Source organism: Brachybacterium nesterenkovii (genome assembly GCF_900163655.1).
In the GTDB taxonomy this organism is placed as follows: domain Bacteria; phylum Actinomycetota; class Actinomycetes; order Actinomycetales; family Dermabacteraceae; genus Brachybacterium; species Brachybacterium nesterenkovii.
The window spans coordinates 1-18,280 of the sequence record NZ_FWFG01000007.1 but is presented as its reverse complement, the minus strand read 5'-3'; the positions used below and the strand labels follow the sequence as shown (position 1 = coordinate 18,280).

Here is an 18,280-nt window from a genome sequence, read left to right as displayed (position 1 = left end):
CGTGGCGCGAGGCCTCGCACGGTCGGACTGCCCGCTTCGCTGTCGCCGGGCTCAGGCCCCTGCGGGCCGATCGGGGAGGGGCCATTCGTGTACGGGGCGGCCCGATGCCTGGCCCTCCCGGTACCGCCTTGTCATCGCCGCGAGCGCCGCCCGGCGGTCCATGCCCGACCGCTCCAGCGCCGCGACCGTGTCGATCTGCCAGCGGGCACCGGTGCGCCGCGTCGCCGCGCGCCCCTGGAGCACCTCCTCGCAGCGCTCGACCACGTCGGCATCCGCGCCGATGTCCCGCAGCCCCTCCATCGCACGGGGGATCAGCTGCTGGACCAGCAGGTCCGAGACGGGAACCGAGCCCAGGCGCGGCCACCGCACGCGGGTGTCGATGCCGCGCCGCGCGCACGCCTCGAACGCCTCGCGGGCGCCCTCGAAGGACATGCGCGACCACAGCGGGCGCCGCTCGGACATGAGGAAGTGCACGGAGCCGTAGAAGAACGCCGCGTCGGCGGCCATGTCGATGGGCGACGGGCCGCCCGGCAGCAGGCGGTTCTCCAGGCGCAGGTGCGGCAGGTCCGTGCCGGGGTCGTAGATCGGCCGGTTCCACCGCCACACGGTCCCGTTGTGGAGCATCAGCTCGTGCAGACGCGGCGCGGCGCCCTCGGTGAGCAGCGGCTCCTCGGCCATCTCGCGGGATTCCGGGATGATCGCCGGGAAGTAGCGGACGTTCTCCTCGAAGAGGTCGAACATTGAGGTGATCCAGCGCTCGCCGAACCACACCCGCGGGCGCACGCCCTGGGCCGCGTACTCCGGGGGTCGTGAGTCGATGGCCTGCTGGAACGCGGGGATCCGGGTCTCGTGCCACAGGCGCTTGCCCAGGAGGAACGGCGAGTTGGCGGCGAGCGCCGCCTGCGGCCCGGCGATCGCCTGCGCCGCGTTCCACGCGGCCGCGAACGATTCCGGCGCCATCTGCAGGTGCAGCTGCATCGACGTGCACGCGGCCTCCGGGGCGACGGAGTCGAACTCGGCGTCGATCCCGCCGCTCTCGCCGTCGATCCGCAGATGCACGGGCTCTCCGCGTGCGTCGAGGACGGCCGCATCGAGCACCTCGTAGCGGCTGCCGGGGGCGCGCCATGACGGGTCGTTCAGCAGCTCCTCGTCGAGGGTGGGGAGGTGGCCGACGGCCACGACGTGGGTGCCGTGCGCGCTCGCGGCCGCCTCCGCGCGCGCCAGACGGGCGGCCAGGTCGTCCTCGAGGCGGCGCAGGCCGTCGCCCTCGAGGGACATGACCGGCAGGTTGGTCTCGAGGTTGAAGGCGCCGATCTCGTGCACCCACTCCTCGTCGTCGAGGGTGGCGAGCACCTGCTCGGCCGTGAGCGCGGGGCGCTCGTCGGCATCGACCAGGCTCATCTCGAGCTCGACGCCGATCGTGCCCTCGTCCCGGAACTCCGCGTGGTCGAGGTACGTCTCGAACACGTCCAGGTGGCGCCGCAGCTCCCGTCGATAGCGGGTGCGCTGGCTGCGGGTGTACTCCGTGCGGCCGACCTCTCGTCCCACGGCGGTCCTCCGATGCTCGGGTGCGTGTGCTCGCGTGCTTGTGCTCGTTGCCTGCTCAGATGCATGCCGGCCTCGAGGACGGGTCGGCGGGCCCGCAGTGTAGCGATGCGGCCTGCAGGGCAGCCCGTCTCGCGCGCGGCGGCCGGAGACAGGCCTCAGCCCCGGTCTGCTCGGGACTCGGCGTGGCCCGGGGCAGCGTGAGCCTAGGGACGGTGCGGACCTGGGACGGTGCGGACCTCGGACGGTGCGGGCCTGGGGCGGTGCGAGCCTGGGGGACGGTACGGGCCTCGGGACTATGCGGGTCTCAGGACGGTGCGCGCCCCGGGGCAGCGCGAGCCTCGGAGCGGCGCGGTTCTCGGAGCGGCGCGAGCCCCGGGGCAGCGCGGGTCCTCGGAGCGGCGCGGATCTCGGGAGAGTGGGCGCCGCCATCATCCGGTCCTGCGTCGCGGTCTCTCGGGAACCCGCGTCCGCCGCTCCGGCGTGTGCCACGATGAGCGCATGTCCACGCGCTCCCGCCTCCCCTGGCCCGATGCGGCCCCCGTCCTCCCGGTCGAGCCGCTGCGCGGCGTGCTCGAGGCGTTCTCCTCGCTGGCCCTGCGCCATCCTGAGGATGTCACGCTCCTGCCGCCCCTCGTCGACGAGGACGGGAACGCCGACGAGTTCGCGGACCCGCCGCCCGCGCTCGAGCAGATCGTCGAGGAGTTCGGCGGCATCGAGGTCCGCGGCCGCGTGCGCCTGAACCTGCTGACCGACGACCGCACGGACCTCGGGCCGTACACGCTGCTGGGCGATCCGACCACCTTCTACCCGCTCATCGAGGGCGACGACGTCGCGGTGATCCTCACGATCGACGAGGACGGCGCCCCCGGCGCCGTGTACGGGATCGGCGAGGACCTCTCGCTCACCCTCGCGGCGCGCTCGCTGGGCCATTTCCTCGAGCGCTACCTGCACGCCCTCACCGAGACCCTGGAGGGTCTGGACGCCGAGGCGGAGCGGGCGAGCGCCGGAGCGGGCGACAGCGGAGAGGCCGGGAACGGTGCCGGAGCCGGGAATACCGCCGCGTCGGATCGGAGCGCCGCGCCGGATGGTGCGCCCACGCGCGCCGAGTCGGCCGTCGAGCTCATGAAGGCCCATATGCTCTCCTCGATCCTGGGGCTGCTGCCCGAGGAGGAGCGCGCCGCGGTGCCGTTCGAGAGCGTCGCGGACTCTGGCTTCGAGGCCGACGACCTGCCCGAGGGGACGGTCGCGGTCGCGGATCTGCGCGACGTCGACGGCGACGCGAGCGTGCACGTGATGGACGCCGATCTGCCGGGCGATCCGCTCGAGTGCCGCATCGCCTTCAGCCACGGCGGCCTCGTGGTGTCGATCGTCGACGAGGAGGCGGGGGAGGAGTGACCGGGGCCGACGGGGTGGACAATGGCGCGATGACCACCGCTTCCTCGCCCTCCGATCACGCTGCTGCGGCTCCCGCTGCTCCCGAAGCCGCCGTCCCGTCCGCAGCTCCCGCGCCGGGCACGACCACCTCGTCGGACGCCCCTGTCGCCTCTGCGGCCCCCGTCCTCCTGCTCGTCCCCGGGATCATCGGCCCGTCCGCGCTCGGAGCGGGCGAGGAGCCGATCGTCCTGGCGGACGGGACCGCCCCGCAGCTGCGGGTGACGGACCTGGGCGTGACGCGCGGCGAGGGCGCTTTCGAGACCATCGGCGTGTTCGACGGGCGCATCATGGCGCTGGCTCCCCACCTCGAGCGCCTGCAGCGCTCCGCGACGATGATGGAGCTGCCCGAGCTCGACCTCGACGTCCTCGCGCAGGCGGTGCGGCGTGCCGTCGACGAGCACGCGGATGTCCCCGAGCTGCTCGTGCGGATCTTCGTGTCCTCCGGCCCCGAGGGCGGCGCCCCCGGCACCGCGCGCCTCACCGCCTGGATCCACGCCAAGGCCGCGCCCGACTACTCGGGCGAGCGGGCCGGGATCCGCGTCGTCGCCCTCGACCGCGGCATCCCCTCGACCGCCCCGCAGACGAGCCCCTGGTTGCTGGCCGGCGCCAAGACCATGAGCTACGCGATCAACATGGCGATGATCCGCGAGGCAGAGCGCCGCGACGCGCAGGACGCCCTGTTCGTCTCCTCCGACGGCTACGCCCTCGAGGGGCCGACGTCGACGCTGCTGGTGCGCCGCGGGGACACGTTCACCACCACCCCGGCGAGCGCGGGCGTGCTGCCCGGGACGAGCCTGGGCTCGGTCGTCGCCGGGCTGCGGGCCGGGGGGCTCGACTGCACCGAGGAGCTGCTGACGCCTGCCGAGGTCGCGGCGTCCGACGGCGCGTGGCTGCTCTCCAGCGGGCGCCTGGCCGCACCGATCACGCATCTGGACGGGATCGCGCTCCCGGTCGACATGGAGCTCAGCCGGCGCTTCTGCGATCTCATCGCGGGGCGCGCGCAGGCCTGAGGCGCGCCGCGCTCAGTCCCCGGTCAGCACCGCCCGCGCGAGGTCCGCGTCGAGCACCATCGTGTCGATGACGCCCGAGCGGAGCACGCCGCTCACGCCCGGGGCCTTCTCCGCCCCGGCGGCGACGGCCAGCACCTCGGGGATGCGCGCGAGCTGCGGGAACGTCACCGCGAGCACCCGATCGGAGGTGGGCGGCCCCAGCGGGGTGCCGTCGGCGGCCACGAAGCGCCCGCACACATCGCCCACCGGATGCCGGGCCTCGAGGCGGCGTCGCTCCTCCACGGACAGGCGCATCCCCTCGAGCAGGTGCGGGGAGGAGTGCAGCCCCGTCGAGCCGATGCCGACGAGGGCCAGCTCCACGCCCGCCGCGCTCGCGAGCGCGCGCGAGATGCTGGTCTCGCGCAGGAGCGTGCGCACGGCCTCCGCGGACTCGAGCAGGGCCGGCGCGTAGAGCGGCTCGGCGCGGGCGCCCAGGCGCTCGGCGAGCACCCGCTGCACCGAGTCCCCGGAGTCGGTCTGGTCGAGCATCGACAGGCCCCCGACCAGCGGCAGCACGCGCGGGGCGGGCCGCAGACGCTGGGCGGGCAGCTCGGACACGACCTGCTGGACCGTCTGCCCCCAGGAGACGCCGATCGAGCGGACGGCCGGTGCGCGGTCGGCCACCAGAGCGGCCCCCGCGCGGGCGACGGTCGTCAGCGCGTCCCCGCGGCCGCCGTCGACCACCACGGCCGCCGTCAGGGAGAAGCGGGCGATGATCGCGGCCTCGAGCGCGGCGTCCCGGGTCGGGGGCGCGTCGGGATCGTGGATGGTGATCTCGACGACCCCGCGCTCGCGGGCCTGGGCGAGGATGCGCGAGACGTTGGAGCGGGACAGGCCGAGGTCCGCGGCGATCTCCGACTGCGACAGCCCCTGCTCGTAGTGGAGGCGTGCGGCCCGGACGATGATCGCGGTCTCGCGGGGTGCGGGCATGCGGCCTCCTTCGGTCGCGGCCACTGTAGCCCGCAGGAACCGGGTGCCCGGTTGCCCGGGCGGGTGCTCGGGCGAGTGCTCAGGTGGGTACTCAGGTGGGTGCTCGGGCGGGAGCTCGCGCCGAGTGTCACGCTGCGACTCAGGATCGGCCGCAAACGAGTCCCAGCGTGGCGCTCGACGACGGGGCAGGTCAGGGGACAGCGCGGGGCGGTGCTCAGCGGCGCCGGGGGACTCCCGCCGTCACGACCGCCGCGACGAGGGTGAGCGCCGCGCCCAGCAGCGTCGTCGTCGACAGGTGCGCCCCGGCGGCGGGCGCGAGCGCGTCCAGGGTCACGGACCCGATGATCTGCCCGGCGATCGTCGCCATCGCCAGCACGAGCACCCCGAGGGGCTGGGCGAGGTGCGCGGCCATCGCGATGAACGCGACGCCGATCGCCCCGCCGAGGTAGAGCACGGGGTTCGTCGGCAGCGCGCGGGGGCCGTCGCCCGTGGCGAGCGCGTGGATCAGGGTGATGATCCCCAGCCCGATCGTGCCGACCACGAAGTTCGCGAGCGTCGCGATGAGGAAGTGCCCGCTGTACTGGGACACCCGCCCGTTCACGGCCTGCTGCAGCCCCATGGCGATGCCCGCGATTATCGGCAGCGCGAGCAGCGGCCACGGCGCATCGGTCGTCACGCCGCCGGACATCGCGAACGCGACCGCGGCGACCATGAGCGCGGCGCCCGCGGCGCGGGGGAGGGTGAGGGTGCGCACGCCGCCGGGTCCCAGGCCGATGCGGTCCACGACCAGCCCGGTGACCGTCTGCCCGGCGACGACGCACACGATGAACAGCGCCACCCCGAGCAGACCGACCGACAGGGTCTGGCCCAGCACGAAGGTGGCTCCGCCCAGCCCGCCGAGGGCGAGCGGCCAGGCGAACGCGCCCGAGCGCAGGTCGCGGCCGAAGGCGGCGGCCCGGGCCCGCAGCGGGGCCGACAGCGCGAAGACCACGAGCAGGATCAGCAGGCCCGTGCCGAAGGAGATGGTGGCGGCGGTGAAGCCGTCGTTGACCTCCGCGGCCAGGCGCGCGTTGATGCGCGACTGCACGGCGCCCATCATGCCGCCGAGCAGCGCGGCCGGCAGTGCCCAGGCGGGGGCATGGGGCGTCGGAGGCGCGGCGGGGCTCAGCGGTTCATCGGTCACGAGGGACCACTGTAGGAGCGGGTGCGCTCGGACGCCGCGGAGGCCCGGTCCGTAGACTGCGCCGCGACGGGGGCGGCGCCCGAGCCGGGGCCGCCCTGGACCGACAGAGGATCGAGGAGGAGCTCATGAGCATCGACGACATCGACGACAACGGCAGCGGCGGGTTCGACCAGGCCGGTGACACCCTGCCCGAGACCGGCGGGATGACGACGGCGGAGGACACCGCGACGGACCGCCCGCACGCTGAGGAGTCCAGCCCCGAGTCCGCCGGGGACGACCCCGAGACCGGAGACCCGGAGGGTGCTGAACCCGAATCTGGGCTGGAGCCCGCGCCCGGGGCGGCGGCGCCCGTCGGATCGGGCGTCGAGGGCGCCGATGACCTCCTCGAGGCCGATCGCGAGCCCTCCGCCCAGGACGCCCCCGTCGGCGCTGTCGGGACTCTCCCCGGCCAGGCAGGGCAGGACGACGCGACCGCCGCCGAGCAGGGCAACCGCGACGAGGACCGCATGGTCGCCGCGGACGCGGATGAGCTGGCCGAGGTCGACGGCCTCACGGCCGAGCACCTCGATCCCGGCGCCATCGAGCAGGTCGTCGGCGACGACGAGCCGGGGCCCGTGTGAGCACCGAGACCGAGGCGCAGGCAGCAGAGGAGCAGGCGGCCGAGGCGCAGGGGTCCGGCGCGCCTGACCAGGACGCATCGACGCCCGGCCAGGGCGCATCGGCGTCCGAGGCCGCGAGCGCGCTGCCCGTCGTCGACGGCTCCGACCCGCCGCCCGTCGTCGACGGCTCCGACTCCTCGCCCTTGCTGGTGCGGCCCCGCATCGGCGTGCGCGCCGCGGTGGTCCGTGACGGCGAGATCCTCCTGAACCGCTACCGGGGCCCGGACGGCGACCTGTTCGACCTCCCCGGCGGCGGCCAGGAGCACGGCGAGACCCAGGACGACGCCCTCGTGCGAGAGGTGCTCGAGGAGACCGGCGCGCGCGTGCGGCCCTTCGGTCTGGCCTGCTCATACGAGGTGATGCTCCGCGAGGCCGCCCGCACGGGCTCGCCGATCCGCCTGTTCCACCAGCTCAACATCGTGCGCTGGTGCGGCCTCGAGCCCGGCGAGGAGCCGAGCCTCGGTCCCGCGCCCGACGGCCGGCAGATCGGCGTCGCCTGGCTCCCGATCGCCGAGCTCGACCGCCACGACGTGCGCCCGCGCGAGCTCGCGCAGTGGCTCATGGGCGACCCGTCCGTGCGGCCCACCTGGATCGGCACCCTCGGCGCCTGACGCCCTCATCGCCGGCCCGTCGGTCCTCCGACCCGTCGGCCCCCGGCGGGCCCCGAGAGCATGACGGCCCGCGGCCGGAGAGGCTGCGGGCCGTCGCGCTGTCCGGACCGGCACCGCTGTGCCCGAGGCGCACGTCGCGCCTGGAGCAGTCGGAGCCGGCCCCGGGGATCAGAGCGCCTGGATGTCGTGCGGCTCCTCGGCGCCGGGCTCGTTGTCGCGGACCACGATGCGGATCGGCTCGAGCCGCGCCCAGAGGAGGAACGCGGCGGCGACGGCGAGCATCACCAGCCCGCTCCACAGGTTGGCGTTGACGCCGCCGGTCTTGGCGGCCTCCGCCGCGGTGAACGCGACCAGGCCCAGGACCGTCAGGATCGCGCCGAACAGGCCGATCAGGGCGCCGATCATCGTGCGGATGTCGAAGGCGCCAACGGTCTCGACGTGCGCGCCGTCACCCGCGCCGTCGCCGCCCGCGCCCTCGAGCGACGCGGGCTCGGACGGCGCGGTCGCCCGGGGCTCCACCACGGGCGCCTCGGCGGTGCGGTCCTCGGGGGCGCGGCCACCGGGAACAGGCGCATCGGGGCTGTGCGTCTCGGAGGCGCGGTCGCCGGGGGCGGTGTCGGCCCGGTGGGTTCCGCGGCGGTGCTCGGGTGCGGGGGACATGCCTTCTCCTTCTCGGGCGGTCATGCGAAGACCACGTTCAGGGCGATGACGAGGACCATGCCGATCGCGGCCATCGGCACGGGGCGGCGGTAGAACGGCAGCTCGGCCTCATCGGGATCCACGAGGGAGGCCCTGGGGGTCTCGGAGTAGACGAGGCCGCGCAGCTCATGGGCGGGCTTGGGCGCCGTGAAGCGGGTGACCACCACGGACACGAGGATGTCGACGACGAACGCGGTGGCCGCCGAGACGAAGGCGAGGCCCTGACCGGGCAGGGTGAACAGCCCGCCGAACTCCGAGGAGCTCCACAGCACGACCGCCGACAGCGTTCCCGCCACGAGGCCCGTCCAGCCGGCCGCCGGGGTCATGCGGCGCCAGAACATGCCCAGGATGAACGTCGCGAACAGAGGCGCGTTGAAGAAGCCGAACAGGGTCTGCAGGTAGTCCATCAGGTTGGAGAAGTTGCCGGCGATCAGCGCGGTGAAGATCGCGATCACGCAGGCGGCGACGGTCGCGATGCGACCCGCCTTCAGGTAGTGCTCATCGGCCTGGCCCGGCTTCACGTACTGCTGGTACAGGTCGTAGCTGACCACCGTGTTGAAGGCGGAGATGTTCGCGGCCATGCCCGCCATGAACGCGGCCAGCAGGCCCGCGATCGCGACGCCCAGCAGTCCGTTGGGGAGCACGTCCCGCATCAGCAGGAGCATCGCGTCGTTGTAGGTGACGCCGGTGGCGGAGGCCCCCGCGGCGTCGCCGGCGACCGTGAGGCGCTTGAACTCGGTGAGGTCCGAGACCAGCACGGCGGCGATCATGCCCGGCAGGATCACGATGAACGGGATGAGCATCTTGGGGAAGGCGCCGATGATCGGCGTCATCCGCGCCGCCGTGATCGACTTCGACGCCAGCGCGCGCTGGACCTCCACGAAGTTGGTGGTCCAGTAGCCGAAGGACAGCACGAAGCCCAGGCCGAAGACGATCCCGATGACCGACAGCACGGGGGAGTCGAAGCCCGACAGCGCCTGCCCGGGCCAGGTGTGCAGCTGCTCGGCGCCGAGCATGCCGTCGCCGCTGACCTTCTCGATCAGCCCCTTCCAGCCTCCCACGCGGTGCAGGCCGATCAGCGTCAGCGGCAGCAGGGCCGCGACGATCACGAAGAACTGCAGCACCTCGTTGTAGATCGCGGCGGAGAGCCCGCCGACGGTGATGTAGAACAGCACGAACGCGGCGGCGACCACGAGGCCCACCCACTGCGGCCAGCCCAGCAGGCGGTTGACGATCGAGGCCAGCAGGTACAGGTTCACGCCCGCGATGAGCAGCTGGGCCACGGCGAAGCTGATCGAGTTGACCAGGTGCGCGGCCGGGCCGAAGCGCATCCGCATGAACTCCGGGACGGAGCGCACCTTCGAGCCGTAGTAGAAGGGCATCATCACCACGCCCAGGAACAGCATCGCGGGCACGGCGCCGATCCAGAAGTAGTGCATGGTCGGGAAGCCGTACTGCGCGCCGGTGGCGGACATGCCCATGATCTCGACGGCGCCGAGGTTCGCGGAGATGAATGCGAGGCCTGTGACCCACGCGGGCAGCGATCGCCCGGAGAGGAAGAACTCGATCGAGCTGGACACCCCCCGCTTCGCGAACCAGCCGACGCCGAGGACGAAGGCGAAGTAGAGGGCGACGATCACGTAGTCGATCCAGGTGGCATCCAAGCGGATGTCCATGGCGGCTCCCGGGGAGGTGAGGGGACGGGGAAGGGCTCGGAGGGCCCCGCGGCCTCGCCTCCGGGGCGACGATCCGGACGACCGGGGAGGAGTCCGGCGCTGCGCGACCGGTGGCGAAGCGGCCATCGACGCTACACCCGAGCGGGCGCGGGTCCGCTCTCGGGAAGGCGAGCGCATCCCACGGAGGACCTTCGGTGCCTGCTTCGTCACATCGGCGGTGTACCGTTCTGACGTCCCATTTCCCCCGGTCACTGTCGCCCAGGAGGGCCTCGTGTCACCTTCCCATCCCGAGGACGAGCCGACCGGCTCGCCCGATCAGGCCGCCGCCTCCTCCACCGCGGCCACCGACCTCGCCGATCCGCCGCCGCCCGCGGCCGTCGACCCGGAGGAGGTCGCGCGGCACAACCGCTGGACCCCCGCCCGCATCGCGATCTGGGCGCTCATCGCCCTGCTCGGCGGCATCGGCTGGTTCATGGTCGCCATCGCCCGCGGCGAGACCGTCAACGGCCTCTGGTTCGTGTTCGCCGCGGTCTGCAGCTACCTCATCGCCTACCGCTTCTACGCCCGTTTCGTCGAGGCCCGCCTGGTGCGGCCCGACGACCGCCGTGCCACCCCGGCCGAGTACTCCTACGACGGCAAGGACTTCGTCCCCACCGACCGTCGCATCCTCTTCGGCCACCACTTCGCGGCCATCGCCGGCGCGGGCCCCCTCGTGGGTCCTGTGCTCGCCGCGCAGATGGGCTACCTGCCCGGCACCATCTGGATCGTCGTCGGCGCGATCTTCGCCGGCGCGGTCCAGGACTACCTGGTGCTGGTCATCTCCACCCGCCGCAACGGCCGCTCGCTGGGCAAGATGGCCCGCGACGAGCTGGGCCTGATCGGCGGCATCGCCGCGTTCATCGCGACCCTGTCGATCATGCTGATCATCATCGCGATCCTCGCGATGGTCGTCGTCAACTCCCTCGGCGAGAGCGCCTGGGGCGTCTACTCGGTGGGCCTGACCATCCCGATCGCCATCTTCATGGGCATCTACCTGCGCTACCTGCGCCCGGGCAAGGTGTTCGAGGTGTCGATGATCGGCGTCGCGCTGCTGCTGTTCGCGATCGCCTCGGGCCGCTGGGTCTCCGAGTCCGACTGGGGCCAGGCCCTGTTCCACCTCGACCGCCCGACCCTGGCGATCATCGTCATCGTCTACGGCTTCCTCGCCGCGGTGCTGCCCGTGTGGGTGCTGCTCGCGCCCCGCGACTACCTGTCGACGTTCATGAAGATCGGCACCATCGCGATGCTCGCGATCGCCATCGTCGTCGTCCAGCCCGTCATCACCTCGCCCGCCGTCTCCGAGTTCGCCTCGCGCGATGACGGCCCCGTGTTCACCGGCTCGCTGTTCCCGTTCCTCTTCGTCACCATCGCCTGCGGCGCCCTCTCCGGCTTCCACGCGATGATCGGCTCGGGCACCACGCCCAAGCTGGTCGAGAAGGAATCGCAGATGCGCATGATCGGCTACGGCGGCATGCTCATGGAGTCCTTCGTGGCGATCATGGCGCTCGTCGCGGCCGTCTCCATCGACCGCGGCATCTACTTCGCGATGAACTCCGCGGCTACCGCCACCGGCGGCACCCCCGAGGGCGCCGCGGCGTTCGTCAACTCCCTCGGGCTCACCGGCGTGCACGTGGACGCCGCGACCATCGAGCAGACCGCGCAGGCCGTGGGCGAGGAGTCGATCGTCTCCCGCACCGGCGGCGCTCCCACCCTGGCCGTGGGCCTCGCCGGGATCATGCACAAGCTCGTCGGCGGTGCCGGGATGATGGCGTTCTGGTACCACTTCGCGATCATGTTCGAGGCGCTGTTCATCCTCACCTCGGTCGACGCCGGCACCCGCGTGGCCCGCTTCATGCTCGCCGACCTCCTGGGCGGTGTGCACGAGCGCTTCCACGACCCGTCGTGGCGCGTGGGCGCCTGGCTGACCACGGGCCTCATGGTCCTGGGCTGGGGCTCGATCCTCTACATGGGCGTCAACGACCCGCTGGGCGGCATCAACACCCTGTTCCCGCTGTTCGGCATCGCCAACCAGCTGCTCGCGGCGATCGCCCTGTCGATCTGCATGGTCGTGTTCGCCCGCAAGGGCCGCACCTGGAGCCTGCTGATCATCGTCGTGCCGCTCGTGTTCACGGCGGCCGTGACGCTGACGGGCTCCTACCAGAAGATCTTCTCGTCCAACCCGAAGATCGGCTACTGGGCCAACCATGCGGCCTTCAAGGAGGCCCTCGCCGCCGGCAAGACGTCGCTGGGCCTGGCCAAGGACGTCGACGCCATGAACGCGGTCGTGTTCAACACCTTCGTCCAGGGATCGCTGTCGATCCTGTTCGTAGTCTGCACGATCATCGTCCTGGTCGTCGCCTCCTGGCGCACGATCCAGGCGCTGATGGGCCGCAACATCATCGACACCGAGGCGCCGTACGTGGAGTCCGAGTTCTTCGCGCCGACGGCCATGCTGCCGACGCCCGCGGAGAAGGAGCTCGGCGCCCAGTGGCGCGAGTGGCTGGATCGCCACCCCGAGAAGGACCTCGAGGCGGCGGGGCACCACTAATGAGCGTCCCTGCTCGCGCCGCGGCGAAGCTGCCGGATCTCCTGCGGGAGGTCCGGCGCTTCGCCCGCGGGATCCTCGGCTCCGACGCGTACGACAAGTACCTGGCCCACCACCGGGTGACCGGGTGCGTGCATGCGCCGATGACCGAGCGCGAGTTCTGGCGCTGGAAGTACGCCCAGCAGGACGCCAGCCCCGAGGGGCGGTGCTGCTGACGGCGGTGCGTGCGACATGCGTGCCGTGAGGGGCGGGGATGCGAGAGCGTCCCCGCCCCTCGTGCGTTGTCGGCGTCTTCCGTTCGTGCCGGTGCTGAGGCGCTGGTGATGGCCTGAGGCGGGGCCCTCAGCGAATGATCTCCCACGTCGCGCGGGGGTCGCGTGCGGACTTGCCGTTCCAGGTGATGAGTCCGGCGCTCTCCAGCGCGGTCAGCACGTGCCGAACCCAAGGCCGCGACCGCCCCGTCATCTCCAGGATCTCGCCGGTGCCCAGAGGACGGTTCTGCTCGCGGAGCACGGTCAGGACGTCCGCAGCTCCTCGAGGAAGCGCCGCGCTGAGACGGGGATCGAGGCGACTGGAAGCTCGCAGGATGAGTCTGACGCTGCCGCTGGTCTGCTCGTACGTCGGGTCGGTCAGGCCAGCGGTCCGCATCTCTTCGAAGATCCGTCGGATTCCCTCGCCTCGCTCGAGCGTGATGCCGAGGTCGGCGCAGACGCGAGCGATACGGGGATTGCGTGCGTACCGTGCGATCTCCAGGGGGCGGTTCGGATCAGCGAGGCCGGGGAAGCGTCCAGGGCTCTCGATCTCCACTCGTCCGGGGAACAGGCTGACGCGGACGTGGTCTCCGGCGAGAGAGTAGCTGCGATGGACCACCGCATTCACCAGTCCCTCGAGCCATGCCGGTCCCGGGACGATGGGGACGTCGGTGAATCTCCCGCTCGCGTCCAGTGCCCGATGGGCAGGCAGCCAGTCCCCGATGCACTTGCTGGCCCGCGACAGCGCCTCGGGAACGGTTCCTTCGAAGCGCGCGTCCTTTCCGGCCTCGAGCCGCTGACGTGAACCGGTGCCGGGGTCGTCGTCCGTGAAGCGCAGGACGCGGATGAAGGCATGGGGAAGCCACTGCTGGGGGTGCTGTCCGAGCAGGAGGAGCCCGGCGTGGTTGATCCCTCCGTCCCGTGTCGTCAGTGAGCGCGCCCGAAGCGCGGTGAGGTCATCAGCGGTACTGCCGACAGCGGCTCGGTAGGTGCGGAGGGCCCCGCTCGACAGGTCGTTCAGCGTGGCATCCGCGGCCGGCTCTCCTTCGAAGTGGACTGCGCCCCTGTCGTAGTCGAGCTCACGCCGCTGGGTATAGGTGAGTCGCTTCGATTCATCGCCGACCCGGAGATAGGCGTCGCCGGTGTTGGTCTCGTGCACGTGCTCGCTGACGGGGACGTCGATGCGCAGAACCGAGCGCCCGTCACCGATGTCGAGGCGGGCAGCGGTATTGCGCACGGGTGGGCGCGCGAAGTCCATTCCCGCCTGCCGGAGAGCGTTCTCCCGTTCTGTCGTCAGGGAGGAACCGTCGAAGGCGCCATCGTGCAGGCCGATGATGATGGAACCGCCTTCGGCATTCGCGAAAGCTACGAGTGAGCGAGCGAGGTCTTTGGGTGCGATCCGCGCCGACTTCCTCTCGAACCACTGATCCTCCGGGCGCCGCAGCAGGGCGTCGAGCCGTTCATGCGGCGGTCGAGTCTCGAGCTCGGAGAGCGGAGCATGGGTCGTGCATCTACTCTAAACGCTTGAGAGAACACGGATCCGAGTTGCATCATCCCTGGTGGGAAGGGTGTTGTGGGTTTACCGAAGGCGTGGGCTCGAAGCTACTCGAAACGCTACTCGAAACGCAGAATTGCGAGTAGCTTCGAGCATCGCGCGAAGCGTCCTGCCCTCCCCGGCGGCCCAGGCCGCGTGCTCGGGATGAGCGCCCCCGACGAGGATCACGCCACAGGATGACGCCCCCGTGCCGCACGGCCTGAGACAGTAGGCCCCATGCCCGATCCGATCATCGCCGCGACCACCGATATGAGCTGGTTGCAGACCATCGTGCTGGCCATCGTCCAGGGCCTCACCGAGTTCCTCCCCGTGTCCTCCTCGGGGCACCTGCGGATCATCTCGTCCCTGTTCTGGGGGCAGGACGCCGGCGCGTCGTACACCGCGGTGATCCAGCTGGGCACCGAGGCCGCCGTGCTCGTGTTCTTCGCCAAGGACATCTGGAACATCGCCCGCGGCTGGCTGCGCGGCCTGGTCGACAAGGCCCAGCGCGCCACCCTCGAGTACCGCATGGGCTGGATGGTCATCGTCGGCACGCTCCCGGTGAGCATCATCGGCTTCCTCGCCAAGGACTACATCCGCGAGGCCCTGCGCAACCTGTGGTTCACCGCGGGCATGCTGATCCTGTTCTCCTTCGTGTTCATCGCCGCCGAGCGCTGGGGCCGCCGCGAGCGCCAGACCGAGGAGCTGACCATGCGCGATGCCGTGATCATGGGCTTCGCCCAGTGCCTCGCGCTCATCCCGGGCGTCTCCCGCTCCGGTGCGACCGTCTCCGCCGGCCTGTTCCTGAACCAGGACCGCGCCGCGGCCACCCGCTTCTCGTTCTTCCTGGCGATCCCCGCCGTGCTCGCCTCGGGCCTGTTCTCCCTGCCCGACGCCTTCGCCCCGCAGGCCGGTCAGGCCGCCTCGGGCGCGCAGCTGCTGGTGGGCGCCGGCATCGCGTTCGTGCTGGGCTACGCCTCGATCGCGTGGCTGCTGAGGTTCGTCTCCCACCACTCCTTCGCGTGGTTCGCCGCGTGGCGCATCCCCGTGGGCCTGGGCGTCATGGGGCTGCTGGCGGCAGGCGTACTGACGGCCTGAGCCGACGGGGCCGCGCGGCCTCAGCCAGCCCCGAGCACCGCCCCCACCACCAGCGCCGCCGTCCACGCGAGCGGCGCGACCGAGGCAGGGGCCCCATCGGCCAGCACTTTCTCGGGCAGCGATCCGGCCGCGGTGCGATGCGCCCTGAGCCACCGCAGCAGCGCGGCCGCTCCCTCGGCATCGCCGAGCGCGGCCCTGGTCTGCGCGAACATGGCCGTCTGCGGGGTCCACGAGACGCCGTCGCGCCGCCACAGCGCACCAGGGGCGACGCCTCCCGCGGGTCGGGCCGCTGCGGTGCGGGCCGCCTCGACGTGCCGCGCGACGTCGTCATCGACGCTCCGCGCGTACGGCGGCAGCAGGAACAGCATCCCCGCATCCGCCCCGACACGGCCCGGGTAGCGCCCGTAGCCGGTGGCCGCGAAGGCCTCGGCGATGCGGTCGCGCAGTGCATCGGCCGCTGAGGCCGCGGCGTCCGCGAGGGCCGCCTCGGGCACGACGCCGACGGCCCGCTCGAGCCCTGCCGCGACCAGCGCGCAGGTCGCGATCGTCGGCGATGTCTCGGGCCGCTCCCAGTAGTCGGGGGAGGCCGGGGGCAGGGCCGCGCCCCCGCGCGTGATCTCCACCAGCAGACGGGCCGTGCGGGAGGCGGCGTCGAGCACGTCGGCGTCGTCCAGGAGCGTCGGATCGAGAGCGGCCACCTCGTCGAGCGCCCACAGGAACCAGCCGGAGCCGTCGAGCTGACGCTCCCGGGCATCGGGCGCGCGGTGCGACCCGGGCCTGTACCGGGCCTCGAACCAGCCGGCGTCCTCGCCCGCGCCGCAGAGCCGGGCGAGCTCGCGCACGATCCCGCTCGCGCGACCGACGAGCCCGAAGCGCGCGAGGGCGACGGCCACGTGCGCGCTGTCGCGGGGCCACACGTATCGCCAGTTCGGAGCCCAGGAGGCGACCGGCGCGGCGAGCCCGACCGACAGGACGTGCAGGTCCAGGGCCGCCGACGTCAGGAGATCGGCGGTGCCCTCGGATGCGGTGAGCGCCCCTGCCGGGACCGCATCCGCCGGGGTCGAGGCCGAGGCCGAATCCGTCGAGGCCGCATCCACCGAGGTCGGGCCGGCTGCGGCGCTGCGCACCGACAGGGCGGCACCTGCCGCGGAGCGGACGGCGGCCTCATCGGCCAGGAGCTGCTCGAGGTCGTCGGCGCCGTCGATGATCCGCGTCCCCGGGATCACGGCGTCGACGTCCGGCCGTACCAGCGCCTGCTCCCCGGGCGCGGCCAGCGCGACCGTCTGCGAGATGAGCGGCAGGTGCGCGTGCCAGGTGCCGTCGTCCCCGGCGAGGGCGGCCGTGCCGACCAGCGCCGTCGCCCCGGCGCCGAGGCGCAGGGCGGTGCGGCGCGAGGGGGACGACGGGCCGCGTGCGCTCACGCGCCGGCGCGCACGAACTCGCGCAGGTGCTCGGACAGGGCCAGGCGCGAGGGCTCGTGGCAGTACATCATGTGGCCCGCCTCGTAATAGGCGATGCGGATGCGCTCCTCGTACTCCTCGCGGCTGATCCCCAGGTGCGCGAGCACGTGCTCGGAGGCGTGGAACGGCGTGGCCGCGTCGTGGTACCCGTGGGCGACGAACACGCGCAGCGCGGGGATCTTCCGCATCGTGCGGGACAGGTCCGTGGCGACCTCGACGGCGCGGTTCTCGAACTCCTTGTACGACCACGGGTGCACCCGCGCGGTCATCGCCTCGTACACCACGTCCGAGGAGAAGCGCAGGTCCACGCGCAGGTAGTGGTTGATCGCGGCCGTGTACGCCGGGGCGAGCAGGTCGATCGACGGGTCGGTCTCCATCTGCGCCGCCAGGCCGTCTCCCGCCGGGGCCGAGAAGCGCCCGTCGATGCGGCCGACGATCCGGCGCTCCTCGCGCAGCAGCTCGGCCAGGAAGGCCATGTGCTCGGGCCGCAGGTCGCAGCGCTCCACCCAGGTCGGGTCTGTGCCGATCAGGCCGCCGATGCGCTCGGCCGCCTCCCGCCGCTCCTCCTCCGACAGCCGCAGGCCGCGGGCCAGGAGCGCCGGGTACTCCTCCTCCGCGAAGGCCTCGGCCTCGTCGACCACCTGCTCGAGGCTGAGCCCCGGATGCTTCCCGTGCGCGTGGGCGATCGCCGCGTACGTGGGCAGGAAGTGGATGTACGGCGCGTCGTTGCCGGGGGTGAAATCGAGCGTGGCGAAGTCCAGCACGGGGGACAGCAGCATGAGGCCGTTCAGGGCGACGAAGTGCCGGTCCATGAGCTGCGCGGCGATCGCGGCCGCGCGCGTGGTCCCGTACGACTCGCCCAGCAGATGCTTGGGGGACAGCCAGCGGTCGTTGCGGGTCAGCCACTGCATGATGAACGCGACCAGCAGGTCCCGGTCGGCGGCGAAGCCGTGGAGGCGATCGGGCTTGGCCCCGGGCGCGGGGCGCGAGTAGCCCGTGGTCATCGCGTCGATGCACACGACGTCGGCGTCGATCAGCAGCGTCTCGAGGTTGTCGGTCATCCCGTACGGCGGCGCCGCGGGGCAGTCGGCGTCGCCCGAGACGACGCGGCGGGGGCCGAGCAGCCCCAGGTGCAGCCACACGGTCGACGAGCCGGGACCGCCGTTGAACGCGAAGACGACGGGGCGGGGATTCGGGGCGGCGGAGGCGCGCGATGGGCGGTCGTCCTCGGTCGACCTCCGTCGGGTGGTACCGGGGTTCGTGGTGCCCGAGTCCGTGGCGCTAGGGGTAGTGGCCTCGTGGACGATGCCGCCCCGCTCGGCGACGTACGAGACGGCGAAGACCTCGGCGTAGGCGCTGGCCCGGGCGTAGGCATCTCCCTCGGGCTCCTCGCGGATCACGTACGTCCCGGTGGTCGCGGTGTAGCGCAGAGGACCGTCGGGAAGCTCGAGCACGTGTTTGGTGACGCTCAGGCGGTCCTGCGGCTCGGCGGTGGTCGACGCGGCGGCGGACTCGGCGGTGGGCTCGGCGGCGGGCGATGCGGTGGCGGTGGGCGGCTGGGAGG

General features: G+C 72.5%; 15 protein-coding genes. 7 read left to right on the top strand and 8 right to left on the bottom strand.

The annotated features are described in order from the left end of the window. Window positions 1-51: 51 nt before the first annotated feature. Window positions 52-1,548, bottom strand: coding sequence for a glutamate--cysteine ligase (locus tag FM110_RS00510; protein ID WP_087101631.1), 1,497 nt, complete (start codon window positions 1,546-1,548; stop codon window positions 52-54). A 498-nt stretch (window positions 1,549-2,046) separates the two neighbouring features. Between FM110_RS00510 and FM110_RS00505 the strand changes: the two genes are divergently transcribed. Further along, window positions 2,047-2,943, top strand: a complete 897-nt coding sequence (locus FM110_RS00505) for a hypothetical protein (RefSeq protein WP_087101629.1) — start codon at window positions 2,047-2,049, stop codon at window positions 2,941-2,943. Between the two features lie 29 nt (window positions 2,944-2,972). After that, window positions 2,973-3,992: an aminotransferase class IV gene (locus FM110_RS00500; RefSeq protein ID WP_087101677.1), complete on the top strand. Its 1,020-nt coding sequence runs from the start codon at window positions 2,973-2,975 to the stop codon at window positions 3,990-3,992. A 12-nt stretch (window positions 3,993-4,004) separates the two neighbouring features. Here the strand turns inward: FM110_RS00500 and FM110_RS00495 are convergent, their stop codons facing one another. Both FM110_RS00495 and FM110_RS00490 read right to left on the bottom strand, forming a co-directional pair. Then, a complete protein-coding gene (locus FM110_RS00495) occupies window positions 4,005-4,961 on the bottom strand; it encodes a sugar-binding transcriptional regulator (RefSeq protein ID WP_087101627.1) in 957 nt (318 codons plus the stop codon). A gap of 214 nt (window positions 4,962-5,175) precedes the next feature. Further along, the gene (locus FM110_RS00490; protein ID WP_234991803.1) at window positions 5,176-6,144 is read right to left on the bottom strand and encodes a DMT family transporter; all 969 of its coding nucleotides are present in this window, start codon (window positions 6,142-6,144) and stop codon (window positions 5,176-5,178) included. A 125-nt stretch (window positions 6,145-6,269) separates the two neighbouring features. Here FM110_RS00490 and FM110_RS00485 point away from each other — a divergent pair, with 125 nt between their 5' ends. Continuing rightward, window positions 6,270-6,764 (top strand): hypothetical protein, encoded by a 495-nt coding sequence (locus tag FM110_RS00485; protein ID WP_087101626.1) that lies wholly within the window; start codon window positions 6,270-6,272, stop codon window positions 6,762-6,764. Next, window positions 6,761-7,414 carry an NUDIX domain-containing protein gene (locus FM110_RS00480; RefSeq protein ID WP_234991802.1) on the top strand — a complete coding sequence of 218 codons (654 nt, stop codon included), beginning with the start codon at window positions 6,761-6,763 and terminating at the stop codon, window positions 7,412-7,414. Before FM110_RS00485 ends, FM110_RS00480 begins: the two co-directional genes overlap by 4 nt. A 168-nt stretch (window positions 7,415-7,582) precedes the next feature. On the opposite strand, the gene FM110_RS00475 is transcribed toward FM110_RS00480, so the two are convergent. Further along, a complete protein-coding gene (locus FM110_RS00475; protein ID WP_234991801.1) occupies window positions 7,583-8,074 on the bottom strand; it encodes a hypothetical protein in 492 nt (163 codons plus the stop codon). Window positions 8,075-8,094: 20 nt separating this feature from the next. Continuing rightward, on the bottom strand, window positions 8,095-9,789 hold the full coding sequence (locus FM110_RS00470) for a sodium:solute symporter family protein (RefSeq protein ID WP_087101624.1): 1,695 nt from the start codon (window positions 9,787-9,789) through the stop codon (window positions 8,095-8,097). Between the two features lie 271 nt (window positions 9,790-10,060). Between FM110_RS00470 and FM110_RS00465 the strand changes: the two genes are divergently transcribed. Both FM110_RS00465 and FM110_RS00460 read left to right on the top strand, forming a co-directional pair. Beyond that, the gene (locus FM110_RS00465; RefSeq protein WP_234991800.1) at window positions 10,061-12,376 is read left to right on the top strand and encodes a carbon starvation CstA family protein; all 2,316 of its coding nucleotides are present in this window, start codon (window positions 10,061-10,063) and stop codon (window positions 12,374-12,376) included. Then, window positions 12,376-12,588 (top strand): YbdD/YjiX family protein, encoded by a 213-nt coding sequence (locus tag FM110_RS00460; RefSeq protein ID WP_087101622.1) that lies wholly within the window; start codon window positions 12,376-12,378, stop codon window positions 12,586-12,588. Before FM110_RS00465 ends, FM110_RS00460 begins: the two co-directional genes overlap by 1 nt. A 127-nt stretch (window positions 12,589-12,715) precedes the next feature. On the opposite strand, the gene FM110_RS00455 is transcribed toward FM110_RS00460, so the two are convergent. Then, window positions 12,716-14,068: an ATP-binding protein gene (locus FM110_RS00455; RefSeq protein WP_234991806.1), complete on the bottom strand. Its 1,353-nt coding sequence runs from the start codon at window positions 14,066-14,068 to the stop codon at window positions 12,716-12,718. A gap of 327 nt (window positions 14,069-14,395) precedes the next feature. Between FM110_RS00455 and FM110_RS00450 the strand changes: the two genes are divergently transcribed. Continuing rightward, a complete protein-coding gene (locus FM110_RS00450) occupies window positions 14,396-15,256 on the top strand; it encodes an undecaprenyl-diphosphate phosphatase (protein ID WP_087101617.1) in 861 nt (286 codons plus the stop codon). A gap of 20 nt (window positions 15,257-15,276) precedes the next feature. Here FM110_RS00450 and FM110_RS00445 read toward each other — a convergent pair whose 3' ends face one another. Both FM110_RS00445 and FM110_RS00440 read right to left on the bottom strand, forming a co-directional pair. Further along, window positions 15,277-16,677 (bottom strand): glycoside hydrolase family 15 protein, encoded by a 1,401-nt coding sequence (locus tag FM110_RS00445; protein WP_087101615.1) that lies wholly within the window; start codon window positions 16,675-16,677, stop codon window positions 15,277-15,279. Then, on the bottom strand, window positions 16,674-18,280 hold a 1,607-nt coding region (locus tag FM110_RS00440; protein ID WP_234991799.1), incomplete at its 5' end, for a S10 family peptidase. The genes FM110_RS00440 and FM110_RS00445, both read right to left, overlap by 4 nt.